Annotated in this window: 14 protein-coding genes; 7 read left to right on the forward strand and 7 right to left on the reverse strand. The window is 63.2% G+C overall.

Going from position 1 to position 12,760, the window contains the following annotated elements:
• Positions 1-43 precede the first annotated feature (43 nt).
• Positions 44-412 (forward strand): helix-turn-helix domain-containing protein, encoded by a 369-nt coding sequence (locus NKH78_RS05020; protein ID WP_352882167.1) that lies wholly within the window; start codon positions 44-46, stop codon positions 410-412.
• 9 nt (positions 413-421) lie between these two features.
• Here NKH78_RS05020 and NKH78_RS05025 read toward each other — a convergent pair whose 3' ends face one another.
• The 3 genes from NKH78_RS05025 to NKH78_RS05035 all read right to left on the reverse strand — a co-directional run bounded on the left by NKH78_RS05025 (position 422) and on the right by NKH78_RS05035 (position 3,145).
• Positions 422-1,039: a transglutaminase-like cysteine peptidase gene (locus NKH78_RS05025; RefSeq protein WP_352476804.1), complete on the reverse strand. Its 618-nt coding sequence runs from the start codon at positions 1,037-1,039 to the stop codon at positions 422-424.
• Positions 1,040-1,250: 211 nt separating this feature from the next.
• Positions 1,251-2,528, reverse strand: a complete 1,278-nt coding sequence (locus tag NKH78_RS05030) for a polyhydroxyalkanoate depolymerase (RefSeq protein ID WP_254817961.1) — start codon at positions 2,526-2,528, stop codon at positions 1,251-1,253.
• 257 nt (positions 2,529-2,785) lie between these two features.
• Positions 2,786-3,145, reverse strand: coding sequence for a septal ring lytic transglycosylase RlpA family protein (locus NKH78_RS05035; RefSeq protein ID WP_352701166.1), 360 nt, complete (start codon positions 3,143-3,145; stop codon positions 2,786-2,788).
• Positions 3,146-3,448: 303 nt separating this feature from the next.
• Here NKH78_RS05035 and NKH78_RS05040 point away from each other — a divergent pair, with 303 nt between their 5' ends.
• Positions 3,449-3,634 (forward strand): hypothetical protein, encoded by a 186-nt coding sequence (locus tag NKH78_RS05040; protein ID WP_352701165.1) that lies wholly within the window; start codon positions 3,449-3,451, stop codon positions 3,632-3,634.
• A 58-nt stretch (positions 3,635-3,692) separates the two neighbouring features.
• On the opposite strand, the gene NKH78_RS05045 is transcribed toward NKH78_RS05040, so the two are convergent.
• The 4 genes from NKH78_RS05045 to tauA form a co-directional block, all read right to left on the reverse strand.
• Entirely contained in the window at positions 3,693-3,875 is a 183-nt protein-coding gene (locus NKH78_RS05045; protein ID WP_254817964.1) for a hypothetical protein, read from the reverse strand.
• A 6-nt stretch (positions 3,876-3,881) separates the two neighbouring features.
• Positions 3,882-4,748: an ABC transporter permease subunit gene (locus tag NKH78_RS05050; RefSeq protein WP_352701164.1), complete on the reverse strand. Its 867-nt coding sequence runs from the start codon at positions 4,746-4,748 to the stop codon at positions 3,882-3,884.
• Positions 4,745-5,518 (reverse strand): taurine ABC transporter ATP-binding protein, encoded by a 774-nt coding sequence (locus tag NKH78_RS05055; RefSeq protein ID WP_352737878.1) that lies wholly within the window; start codon positions 5,516-5,518, stop codon positions 4,745-4,747. Before NKH78_RS05055 ends, NKH78_RS05050 begins: the two co-directional genes overlap by 4 nt.
• 111 nt (positions 5,519-5,629) lie before the next feature.
• Positions 5,630-6,643: a taurine ABC transporter substrate-binding protein gene (gene tauA / locus NKH78_RS05060; RefSeq protein ID WP_352701162.1), complete on the reverse strand. Its 1,014-nt coding sequence runs from the start codon at positions 6,641-6,643 to the stop codon at positions 5,630-5,632.
• A gap of 346 nt (positions 6,644-6,989) precedes the next feature.
• Here tauA and NKH78_RS05065 point away from each other — a divergent pair, with 346 nt between their 5' ends.
• From NKH78_RS05065 to NKH78_RS05085, 5 genes are all read left to right on the forward strand, one after another.
• A complete protein-coding gene (locus NKH78_RS05065) occupies positions 6,990-7,181 on the forward strand; it encodes a hypothetical protein (protein ID WP_352737877.1) in 192 nt (63 codons plus the stop codon).
• A gap of 147 nt (positions 7,182-7,328) precedes the next feature.
• Positions 7,329-7,781 carry an RrF2 family transcriptional regulator gene (locus NKH78_RS05070; RefSeq protein ID WP_352476864.1) on the forward strand — a complete coding sequence of 151 codons (453 nt, stop codon included), beginning with the start codon at positions 7,329-7,331 and terminating at the stop codon, positions 7,779-7,781.
• Positions 7,782-7,830: 49 nt separating this feature from the next.
• Positions 7,831-9,177 (forward strand): FAD/NAD(P)-binding protein, encoded by a 1,347-nt coding sequence (locus NKH78_RS05075; protein WP_352737876.1) that lies wholly within the window; start codon positions 7,831-7,833, stop codon positions 9,175-9,177.
• 776 nt (positions 9,178-9,953) lie between these two features.
• Positions 9,954-11,378: a pyridoxal-phosphate dependent enzyme gene (locus NKH78_RS05080; RefSeq protein ID WP_352689815.1), complete on the forward strand. Its 1,425-nt coding sequence runs from the start codon at positions 9,954-9,956 to the stop codon at positions 11,376-11,378.
• Positions 11,375-12,556 (forward strand): cystathionine gamma-synthase, encoded by a 1,182-nt coding sequence (locus tag NKH78_RS05085; protein WP_352737875.1) that lies wholly within the window; start codon positions 11,375-11,377, stop codon positions 12,554-12,556. The genes NKH78_RS05080 and NKH78_RS05085 overlap by 4 nt, the downstream gene beginning before the upstream one ends.
• Positions 12,557-12,760: the final 204 nt, after the last annotated feature.

Below are 12,760 nucleotides of genomic sequence, written 5' to 3' on the forward strand. Positions count from 1 at the left end.
ATGAGGGACGCACCTATGAGGATGCACCCATGAAGGTGCGCTGGTGACCCCGTTCGGCGAAAAGCTTCGCGTGCTGCGAAACGAGCGCGGCGTCAGCCAGAAGGACATGGCCAAGGCGATCGGCGTCAGCGCAGCCTATCTCTCGGCGCTGGAACACGGCCGCCGCGGTGCGCCGAGCTGGACGCTGATCCAGAAGATCATCGGCTATTTCAACATCATTTGGGACGACGCCGAGGAACTGGCGCGGCTGGCCGAAACCTCGCATCCGCGCGTCAAGCTCGACACGTCGGGCCTTAGCCCGGCGGCGACCGAGCTTGCCAATCTCCTGGCCGACAACATTGAAAAGCTCGACGAAGCCGAGCTTCGTCAAATCATTGCGTCGATCCGCGCCGGGCTGGCACGGCCGAAATGAGCTGCCTTGTTACTGGACCGAGCCGACCAGAACCTGCTGGCCGCCGCGGATGGAGACCCAGCGGCCGGTATTGTCGATCGCCTGCCGCTTGAGGAAACGATAGCCGGTCTGGTCCCAGGGACGGACCTGGTCGGTCAGATTGTCAAGGATGTAGTCGCCCTTGTCGGTGCGCACCGTCAGCACCGCGTGGCCTTCGCCATCCGGCTTGCGCACGACGGTCATCAGCAGATCGGCAAACGAGACGCCCAGCCGGTTCAGCTCACGGCGTTTTTCCAGGACATAGTCCTCGCAATCGCCAACGCCCTTGTCGGGGTAGGCCCAGACCTCATCCTTGCCGTAGATGTCGAAGTCGCTCTCCGGCTTGACGGCGGCGTTGACCTTTGCCGTGACGCTGAGCAGCTTGCGCCACAGCGAGCCGGTCAGGCTGGCGGGCGACAGATCCTTCGGGCGAATCGAGCATTCGGACGCGTAGCTCTTGCAGAAATCATAATGGCCGATCGGCTGCGAGGTCGGGCCACCTGTTATCATCGGGCCGGCCGCCGAGGCCGAACTGGCCCAACCTGCCGCCACAGTAAGTCCGGCCAGCGCGCACAGGCGCAGCGTTCTCGCCATTGGTGAGGAAATCATTGTCCCCGCTTGTCCCTTGTTATTAACGAAACGTTAAGGGGTATTTACAGCCCGTGTCAATTATGAGGATGGATTGATTTTGCGGCATGGTTACCCGCGTGGCGCCAACGCGACTATTGTGCAACAGGTCGACCCGCCGCACGGCCGCGCCAACCGATGATTTTGGCATAGACCGACCTGATGCGGATTGACGGGCATCATCACTGGTCGCCTATTTCTTGCCGGTCCTGACCAGCTTGGGCTTCACCGCAACACGGTTCTGACGGCCGTAGCTGGTGATGAAGTCGACGATGCGCGGCACGATTTCGGAGCGGAAGCGCGAGCCGTTGAACACACCATAATGGCCGACCGCAGGCTGCATGTAATGGGCGTGCCGGTCGGCCGGGATGTTGATGCACAGATCGTGCGCGGCCTTGGTCTGGCCGAGGCCGGAGATGTCGTCGTTCTCGCCCTCGACCGTAAACAGGGCGACATTACGGATCGCCGAAGGGTCGACCGCCACGCCGCGATGCGTCATCGTGCCCTTGGGCAAGGCCTGGCGGACAAACACGGTGTCGACGGTCTGCAGGTAGAATTCCGCCGTCAGATCCATCACCGCCAGATATTCGTCGTAGAACTCGCGGTGCTTCTCGGCATTGTCACCGTCATGCTTCACCAGATGCATGAAGAAGTCCTTGTGGGCGGTGATGTGGCGGTCGAGGTTCATGCTCATGAAACCCGAAAGCTGCAGGAAGCCGGGATAGACCTCGCGGCCGAAGCCCGGCACCGGCCAGGGCGCGCGCATGATGACATTGTCGCGGAACCAGTCGATCCCCTTTTCCTGCGCCAGCAGATTGACCGCTGTCGGATTGCGGCGCGTGTCGATCGGCCCGCCCATCAGCGTCATCGTCGAGGGCACGAACGGATCACCCTTGGCTTCCATCAGTGCCGCCGCCGCCAGCACCGGCACCGAAGGCTGGCACACCGCCATCACATGGGTGTCGGGGCCCAGCGCATGCAGCATGTCGACGATGTAGTCGATATAGTCGTCAAGATCGAAGCTGCCGTCGGCCAGCGGCACCATGCGGGCGTCGACCCAGTCGGTGATATGCACGTCGGCATAGGGCAGCATCGCCTCCACCGTGCCGCGCAGCAGCGTCGCGTAGTGGCCCGACATCGGCGCGACGATCAACAGCTTCGGATCCGGCCGGCGCCCTGCAGGAACCGCCCGCTCGAAACGAACCAGGTTGCAGAACGGCCGCGACCAGACGGTGCGTTCGCTGACCTCGACGTTTTTCCAGTCGACCACGGTCTTGGTCAGGCCGAATTGCGGCTTGCCGTAGCGGCGCGTCGTGCGCTCGAACAGTTCGGCCGTTGCCGCAACCGAGCGGCCCCAGGACGTGTGTGAGACCGGATTGAGCGGATTGGAGTAGAACAGGCGCACCGCATCGGCATAGAGGCGCGCCGGCTGCAAGGCGGCGTGGTTCAGTTCGTAGAGCTGGTAGAACATCGAGAACCCCGCTGCCGACTGCGATTGAAGGGCCGACGAGCAGCGCCGAGCCTTGAATGCTTTGCGGGGAAGTTAGCAACAATCTGCTGCGATGCAATACGTCAACCTGCGTGATTTATGCTCGTTCTTTCGTCCAAGGCGTTGAGAATCCGCCTTCAACGGCAACAGCCGGCTCAATGTGCACCTGCGAAGGCCAGGCAAGGGCCGGCTATCGGGACAATCGTTGGAGGCGGCGTCCGGCCGTGGCGGCCGGACCGTTAGACCCGTGCCATGCAGACAGCCGTATGGCCCGAGCTGATGAAGCCAAGCTGACTGGCTGCGCCCTTCGACAGATCGAGCATCCGGCCCCTGATAAAGGGGCCGCGGTCGTTGATGCGCACGACGACGCTGCGGCCATTGTTGCGATTGGTCACCTTCAGCTTGGTGCCGAACGGCAGGCTGCGATGCGCGGCGGTCAGCGCCGACGGGTTCATGCGCTCGCCGGAAGCGGTTCTGGAATGCAGTGAGTACCAGGAGGCACGGCCGCACTGAGCGGCGGCGTTGGCGGTGGATGCGCCGACCGTCAGGCCGGCCGCAATCGTGGCCGCGACGAGCGCGGCCTGATAGCTTTTCTTCATGCTTGGGGTTAGCTCCGTTGACAGACCCAAGCCGTTAGGTGCGGAACAAGGCAGCAAATGCGGCAATGATCTGTCGGTTCCATGGCAATGTTACACGTTTGGAGTCGGCGCGAAACAATTTGTCAGAGACTTTCCGCAGCGAGGCGCAGCTTCTTTGATGATGTCTGCGCCGATCTCCGGGCGTCTTGCACAAGATCAGAGATTAGCATCCAAGTAGAAGTTGGTGTAATCGAGCGGCCTCTTTTCGCTGTTCCATTCCGGCTGGAACGCGGTTTATGATCGACTTGGAACGGAGTTCTAGCGATGAGATTGATCAAAAATCTGCTGGCCTTGATTGTGCTCGCCATGGGCGTGCTGTGGACGTTGCAAGGCATCGGCGTTATCGGCGGCAGCTTTATGACCGGCCAGTCGCAATGGCTCTATGTCGGCATCGTCACCGCGCTGGTCGGCCTGGCCGGCCTGGCCTGGGCGAACCGTTCGCGCGTTTGAACGGGCGTCCATGCTCAAGCTCCCTTGAGAGCAGCGCACAGCGGACCCTGGCGGCCGGTCACCGCGACCAGTACTGCCAGCCCCAGTAGAAACTTTCGTCGCGCGGCGGTAAGCGGTTGCGCTCCGCGTCCAGATGCACCGGCGTTTTGCGTTCGCCGTCAGGCGGCTGTTTGTCCCCGGCCTTGATCAGGCGGAGCCAATGGCCGAAATGCGCGAACAATACAGCGATGGAATGGGGCATTGTCGGTCATTCCCGCCCTGCCCACGGGACGAGCACCCGCTCGATCCTGCGGATGATGAATTCGAGCACGAAGGCAATGGCCGCGATCACCAGTATGCCCATCACCACCACGTCGGTGACGAGGAACTGGGCAGCGGACTGGATCATGAAACCGAGCCCGCGCGTCGCGGCCACCAGCTCGGCGGCGACCAGCGTCGACCAACCGGCGCCAAGCGCGATGCGCAGACCGGTCAGGATCGAGGGCAGCGCGCTGGGCAGGGTGACGTGCCTGATCACTTGGCGCTGCGTGGCGCCAAGCGAGCGCGCTGCATTGATGCGTTCCTGCGAGACGCCGCGAACACCCGATGCCGTCGACAGCGCAACCGGCGCCAGCATGGCAATGGCAATCACCAGGATCTTGGACGGCTCGCCAATGCCGAACCAGATAATGATCAGCGGCAGATAGGCCAGCGGCGGGATCGGCCGCAGGAATTCGAGCAGCGGATCGAAGATGCCGCGCCCGATCGTGCTGATGCCGATAGCCAGCCCGATGGGAACGCCGATGACAAGGGCGACGATCAGCGCTGCAAACACCCGCCACAGACTGGCGGCGATATGCTGGAGCAGCGTCGCGTCGACAAAGCCGTCACCGGCGACGACGACAAATTTGTTCCAGACTGCCACAGGCGACGGCAGGAAAACCGGCGACACCAATTGCAGGCGGGCCGATGCCGTCCACACCGCCACCACCATTAGAATGGTGATCGCGCTGACCACGCGGGCCGAAACGCGGCTGCGTCTCGGCCGCGGCCGCGACCATGGCACCGACAGCGCGTCGGCTCCGTCGTCGACTTTGGAGCGCTGCGGCCGCTCGGTATAGGAGGTAACGGTCATGCTGCCTCCCCTTCGAAGATCGCGTCGGTCAGCTCGCCGCGCGCCGCGGCGAAGGCGGGATCGGCCTTGATGCTACGAATGGCCTCGCCGGCTGCATAGCGCCGGCTGAAACCGGCCTCGAAACTCCGCACCACCCGGCCAGGGCCGGGAGCGAGCACAATGATGCGAGTGGCGAGCACCAGCGCTTCGTCGATGCCGTGCGTGACCATCAGCACGCCGACCTGGCTTGCCGTCCACAGATCGAGCAGCGTTGTCTGCATGCGTTCCCGTGTCAGCGCATCGAGTGCGCCCAGCGGTTCGTCGAGCAGCAGGAATTGCGGCTCGGCTGCCAGCGCCCTGGCCAGGCCGACGCGCTGGCGCATGCCGCCGGAAAGCTCCCAGATGCGCTTGTCGCCGTCGCCGTCGAGCTTCACCAGCGCCAGAAGGTCGTCGGCAGTCCGCGCCCGTTCGGCGGCCCTGACACCGCGCAGCCTGAGAGCAAAGGCGACATTTTCCCGCGCGGTCAGCCACGGAAACAATGCGTCGTTCTGGAACACGACGGCGCGGTCCGAGCCTGGCGCCGTGATCGGCCTGCCGCCAATCGTGGCGCGTCCGCGCACAGGCTCGACCAGGCCCGCGGCGACGTTGAGCAACGAGGTCTTGCCGCAGCCGGAACGGCCGACCAGGACAACGAAGTCGTCCTTAGCGATGTCAATCGACACGCGTTCGACGGCCGGCGCCGGCTGGCCGTCATAGTGAACCGAGACTTGGTCGAGCACGAGATGCGTCATGTGGGGTCGCCGATATTCTGAACCTGCCTGCCCCGAAGCCGTTCCTCGTCAGCGGCTCCGGGGCAGGCAACGCGCGTCAGGGAAGGGAGGACGCGCGGTATTGAGCCGCCGCTAATTCGAGGCCAGCGCCTCGCCGACATATTTCGACGACACGTATTTCGAATAATCCGGCAACACGGCGTCGATCTTGCCCTGCTCCTTGAGGAAGGCCGATGTCGCCTCGACCGCCTTGACAGTGCCGCCACCGAGGAACTTTTCCGAGGCTTGCTCCTCGAGCGTCGGGAAGACATAGCCCCTCAGCAGTTGCGGCACGTCTTCGAGCTTGGCCCCGGTGATCCTGGCGATCTTGGCCGCTTGCGGCGAGGACACCGACCATTGATCCGGCTTGGCCAGGAAGTCGGCATAGGCAGCGCCCGTTACTTTGACGAAGTCGCGCACCGCTTCCGGGTTCCTTTCGGCGAAGTCGGTGCGCACGATCCAGGCGTCGAAGGTTGGCGCGCCCCAGGCGGCGACCTGCGAGGAATCCAGCACGACCTTGCCCGTCGTCTTGATCTGGCCGAGTGCCGGATCCCAGACATAGGCGGCGTCGATGTCGCCGCGCGCCCATGCCGCCGCGATCTCCGGTGGCCGCAGATTGAGAATATCGACCGACTTCGGGTCGATACCCTCATGCTTCAGCGCGGCAAGCAGGCTGTAATGCGTCGTCGAAACGAAGGGCACCGCCACCTTCTTGCCGGCAAGGTCGGCGGCCTTCTCGATGCCGGCGCCGTTGCGGGCGACAAGGGCCTCGGATTCGCCGATCAGCCCGACAATGAAGATTGTCTGGATTGGAAGCTCGCGGCTCGCCGCCGCCGCCAGCGGGCTCGAGCCGACATAACCGATGTCGACCGAACCGGAAGCGATGGCGGCGATCACGTCGGCGCCGGAATCGAATTTCCGCCAGTCGATTGCCGCCTTGGTCGCGCTCTCATAGGCGCCGTCGGCCTGCGGCACCTTCGAGGGTTCGACGACCGTCTGGTAGCCGATAGTGATCTTGAAGTCCTGCGCATCGGCTGGGCCGAGAAAGGCGGCACCAGCCAAGGCCGCCGAAGACAAGAGAACGATACGTCGCGAAATGGTGGACATGAAAGGCTCCTTGGAAACGAGAAAAACCGGATTGCGTCTCATAGTCACCTAACTCTATTGGTCTTGTAGAGTTAAATCCTTCCAATCGGTTCGGCCTTGTTAGAAAAAGTCATCTGGCTATGGCAGTTGCCCATTCGCACACTTCTGGGTGATGGCCCCGGGTGAGAATCGTCGTCCTTGCCCGGGAACCGCTTCCGCGCCGTCCATGCGCGCAGCAAGGATTTTCCCGCGTTCGCCCCTGCATCGGCAAATTCATGCTGTGAATAGCCAACAAATTGGAAACAAGTTCCCTGTGTTCGCGGTTAAGTCTAGTATCCTTATCGACATTGAAGGATTGGAGAGGACGATGAGCGACGCCACCCTCCTTGTTGCCGTGCGCGGCATGCTTTGGCCTTCAAATTCAGGGGCAGAAGCTGCCGTCGGTATCCTAGCCGATCGGGACATTCCTGCCGCCGGCCAGTTTGCCGGTGTGCCATTCGCGGCGGCTACTGTGCTCGCAAGGGCACAAGCCCCAACCAAAATGGCCATTGCGGCTTGAAAACGAAGCAAAATCAACGTTTCTGAGCTTGTATATCATGTCACTAGAATTTATCTGTAGTGACAGCTTGGACGCGGCGGGGAGGCACGCCAGGCGTTTCGCAACCGGTGGCCTTGCGCCATCGCATGACAGAGAAACGTTCGGGTTATGCTCACGAAAAAAGGTAAATACGGCCTCAAGGCGCTCGTCCATCTGGCGCGCCTGCCGGTTGGACAGCTCGCCTTCGTCAACGACATCGCCACAGGAAACAATATTCCGAAGAAGTTCCTTGATGCCATTCTTGGCGAATTGCGCAATGCGGGGTTCGTCCAGAGCCGCAAGGGCAAGGACGGCGGCTATCGGCTGGCGCGCCCGGCGGACGAGATCAAGGTCGGCCACGTCGTGCGCGTGCTCGACGGGCCGCTTGCCCCCATTCCTTGCGCCAGCCGCACCCAGTATCAGCGCTGCGAAGACTGCAACGAGGCGACATGCCAAGTCCGACACCTGATGCTGGAGGTCCGGCAGGCCATCGCCGAGGTGCTGGATCAGCGCAGCCTCGCCGAAATGCGCGATATCGTCGGCGACGAAGACTTTTCGGCGGCGTTGAAAATCCAGGCCTGAACCAATCTCTCCTGAGCCGGCGACGATCGCCAGCACAGCTGGTGTGCGTATGACCGGGCGCGTTACGCCAAATTCGATCATCATTGTCGGTGGCGGCGCCAGCGGCGTCGTGCTTGCGGCGCATCTGCTGAAGTCGCCCAATCCCGATCTCCGCGTCAGCCTGATCGAAAAACGCCCGCATTTTGGGCAAGGCATGGCCTATTCAACGCTGCTGTCGGCGCATGTGCTGAATGTCAGTGCGTTGGGCATGAGCGCCTATGCCGACGATCCCGGCAATTTCTCGCGCTGGCTGCTTGAACGCGGCATAGCGACGCCGGAACAGGCGCCAGTCTATGCGCCGCGCAGCGTCTACGCCCGCTATCTCAAGGAGCTGCTCGACGAGCTTGAGGCGCGTGAGCAGCACACGGGCCGGCTGCGCCTGATCCGCGAGGAGAGCCTGTCGATCTCGCCGACCGCCTCCGGCGTCGAGGTGGCGTTGGCCAACGGCACCAGCGTGGTCGCGCATCTTGCCGTGCTCGCCACCGGGCATGACGAAGAGCCGGGGGCGGGGCAGGGGCATGCGATCAGGATGGGATCCGAGGCGGACACTGCGCTCGACCCCGAAGCCCAAGTCCTGGTCCTGGGCACCGGCTTGAGCATGGTCGATGCCTTCCTGTCGCTCGAGCAGCGCGGCCACCGCGGCGCGATCGTCGCGGTGTCGCGGCGCGGCCTGCTGCCTTCGCCGCATCGCAAGGGCAATCCGATCAAGCTCGACGTCGCCGACATTCCGCTCGGCACCCAGCTTTCCTATTTCGTCGGCTGGTTCCGCGACCTGATCCGGGAAAACCAGAAGGCCGGTATCGACTGGCGCGACGTGGTCGACGGTCTGAGACCCTTCAACCAGAAGATCTGGCAGAACTGGCCGTCATCGGCCAAGCGCCGCTTCGTTGAGCACACCAAGGCCTGGTGGGACATCCACCGCCATCGCATGGCGCCGGAAGTCTACACCCGCGTTGCCGAGGCGGTGCAAGCGGGCCGCATCCGCCTTGTCGCCGGGCGCGTCGTCGAGATCGCCGCCGGCGACGGCTTCAGCGTACAGGTCCAGTCGCGCCACACGCAGCAGCTCGAAAGGTTCGACGTCACCCGCATCTATGATTGCACAGGCATCGCCAGGGACATCTCGACCACCTCGAACAGCGTGGTACGGTCGCTGGTCGACCGTGGGCTGGCACGGCCGGATCCGCTGCGCCTCGGCCTCGACGTGACCGCGAACTGCGAGGTCATCGCCGGCGATGGCACGGTATCGGCCAAGATCCTCGCCGTCGGGCCGCTGACGCGCGGCACCTTCTTCGAGATCGACGCCATTCCGGATATTCGCGTGCAGTGCGCGCGGCTGAGCAAGCGGTTGCTCGGATAAGGCCCCTTTGTCTCGACGCAATTTCGGATGCAAGACCGCCGACCAGCCAGCCCGTCGTGGTCGATACAGCCAGGCGATGACGATCGCCACAGGTTTCGGCCGTCTCGCATTGACCGGATTGGTGTCGCGCAGGCTCGTCTTTGTTCTCCTCCATGGATTTTGTCGCCGGCGCGGCCGCGAGCCGCGACCCTGGTCAGATGACCGGGCAAATTCTGCTTTCGTCGTCGCCGTGCCTTGCCTACCATGGGGCATGACCCAACGCGGAAGACTCTACGGCTGTCCGGTCGAGTTCGCGCTCGACGCACTCGGCGGCAAATGGAAGACGGTGATCCTGGCGCGCATCAAGGAACAGCCGATGCGCTAATCCGACCTGCGCCGGCTGATCCCTTCGCTTTCCGACAAGATGCTGAAGACCTCGTCAGCCTCTCGGTCTATATCGCCGCCGACCTGGATATAGGGCCGGCCTTCGGCGCCTGGATGGCCTTCTGGGCAAACCGTGGCGCGCCGCCGATCATCAAGGTGCTGCGCGTCGCCGGCCTCGGCAATCCGGATTTTCTGATCGAGATCGAAGCCCAGGCCGCGATCGCCTGAACCCTAAGCAGGTTCTGCAAATCTTTTGCCCTGCCTGGAGCCGGCGAAGCTTTCGCGAAATTCCATTCCCCTGCTGGCGGCCGGATTGGCACGATCTATCTTCTTTCCAACTGCAAACGGCTGGAAAAGACGGTAGGTTGCCGTCTTCCAGGGCGGTTGCTCATTCTGGCAACGGAGCATCTGATATGAGCAAGCACAAGATCGTGGCACAGGACGATGCATCGTCCCGCCTGCGCCCGCCCTATGCCTCGGTTCTCGACCTGATCGGGCAGACGCCGGTCGTCGAGCTGACCAAGTTCGACATCGGCAAGTGCCGGCTGTTCATCAAGCTCGAAAGCCAGAATCCCGGCGGCTCGATCAAGGACCGCATCGCGCTGTCGATGATTGCCGCCGCCGAAAAACAGGGCAAACTGAAACGCGGCGGGACGATCGTCGAGGCGACCGCCGGCAACACCGGTCTTGGTCTCGCCCAGGTCGGCATCCCCAAGGGCTACCACATCATCCTTGTCGTGCCTGACAAGATGTCGCGCGAAAAGATCCAGCATCTGCGGGCGCTCGGCGCGGAAGTGCGCATGACGCGTTCCGATGTCGGCAAGGGCCATGCCGAATATTATCAGGACATGGCCGAAAAGATCGCCGCCGAGCTGCCCGGCGCCTTCTATGCCAACCAGTTTGCCAACCCGGCCAATCCGCACGCCCACGAGACCACGACCGGGCCGGAAATCTTTCAGCAGCTAGAAGGCGATGTCGATGCGGTGGTCGTCGGCGTCGGCTCCGGCGGCACACTGACCGGGCTCGGCCGCTACTTTGCGAAAGTCTCGCCGAAGACCGAGATGGTGCTCGCTGATCCGGTCGGCTCGGTGCTGGCGCCCCTGATCAAGACCGGCAAGATGGTAGAGGCCGGAAGCTGGACCGTCGAAGGCATCGGCGAGGATTTCGTGCCGCCCAACGCCGATCTGTCGCTGGTCAGGAAGGCCTACTCCATCCCCGACAAGCAGAGCATGCTTGCGGTGCGCGACCTGCTTTCGAAGGAAGGCATTCTCGCCGGCTCGTCGTCCGGCACGCTGCTTTCGGCAGCACTCCGCTATTGCCGCGAGCAGACCGTGCCGAAGCGCGTCGTCACGTTCGTCTGCGACAGCGGCAACAAGTACCTGTCGAAAGTCTTCGACGATTTCTGGCTGGCCGAGCAGGGCCTTGCCGAGCACGAGCAGCATGGCGACCTGCGCGACCTGGTGATGCGCACGCTCCGCACCGGCGATGTCGTGTCCGTCGGCCCCGACGAAAGCCTGCTCAACGCCTATGGCCGCATGCGCCGCTCGGATGTCTCGCAACTGCCGGTGCTGGACGAGGGCAAGCTCGTCGGCATCATCGACGAAAGCGATATCCTGGCCAAGGTCGAAGGCCCCTATGACAGCCGCTGGGACCGCTTCAAGGCCCCGGTTCGTACGGCGATGACCTCCAATCTGCATACGCTGCAGGCCAGCCAGACGCTGGACGCGCTGTTGCCGGTGTTCGACCGCAACGAGGTCGCCATCGTCTTCGACGGCGACGAATTTATTGGCCTGATAACCCGCATCGACCTGATCAACCATCTGAGGCGCGCCCGATGACCATAAAAGCCACTGTATCGGGCAAAAACCGCCTCGCCTTCTCGACCCGCACCATCCATGGCGGCCAGAGCCACGACCCGACGACGGGCGCGGTGATGGTGCCGATCTACGCCACCTCGACCTATGGCCAGCAGAGCCCGGGCGTGCACAAGGGCTTTGAATATGCCCGCAGCCAGAACCCGACCCGCTTTGCCTTCGAACGCGCTGTGGCCGACCTCGAAAGCGGCACAGCCGCTTTCGCCTTCGCTTCGGGGCTGGCGGCGATCGCCACGGTGTTTGAACTGCTCGATTCAGGCGCGCATATCGTCGCCACCGACGACATCTATGGCGGCACGTTCCGATTGCTCGAGCGGGTGCGCAAGCGCTCGGCCAATTTGCAGGTCGACTTCGTCGACTTCACCGATCTTGCCGCCGTCGAGGCGGCGATCCGCCCCGAGACCAAGCTGCTCTGGGTTGAGACGCCGACCAATCCGCTGCTGCGTGTCGTCGATCTGGAAGCGGTCGCGGCACTGGCCAGGCACAAAGGCGTGCTTTCGGTCGCCGACAACACCTTCTGCAGCCCCTATCTGCAGCGGCCGCTGGAGCTCGGCATCGACATATCAGTCCATTCGACGACCAAATACCTCAATGGCCATTCCGACATGGTCGGCGGCGTCGCCGTGGTCGGCGACAACAAGGATCTCACTGAGCGGCTGAAATTCCTGCAGAACGCCATCGGTGCCATTTCCGGGCCGTTCGACAGTTTCCTGGCGCTGCGCGGCTTGAAGACGCTGGCGCTCAGGATGGAGCGCCATTCGTCGAACGGCCAGAAGATCGCGCACTGGCTGGAAAGCCGCCCCGACATCCGTCGTGTCATCTATCCCGGCCTGCCCAGCCATCCGCAGCACGCCATCGCCAGGCGGCAGATGCACGCCTTCGGCGGTATGATCACCGTCGAGCTCGACCGCGACCTCGCCGGCACCAAGCGCTTCCTCGAACACACGCAACTGTTCACGCTGGCCGAAAGCCTCGGCGGTGTCGAAAGCCTGATCGAGCACCCGGCGCTGATGACGCACGGCTCGATCCCGGCGAAAAAACGCGCCGAGATCGGGATATCCGATTCGCTGGTGCGCTTGTCGGCCGGGATCGAGGATGGTGATGATCTGATTGCGGATCTAGATCAGGCGCTCGCGAGTTGAGCCCGGCAACAAGAACCTTGCGAGACGTCGGCGGACAGTGCGCCTCTGCCCTACCGGGCATCTCGGCCACGAGGGGTGAGATTGGCCGTCATCTTGCGCTTTCGCCAACCTCCAACACTGAAACACGGACGGGACGGCGAAGCTGCCAATCTCCCCCCTCGAGGGGGAGATGTCCGGCAGGACAGAAGGGGGCGTGAAGGATCG

It is taken from the genome of Mesorhizobium sp. M0910 (assembly GCF_040319465.1).
Lineage (GTDB): Bacteria > Pseudomonadota > Alphaproteobacteria > Rhizobiales > Rhizobiaceae > Mesorhizobium.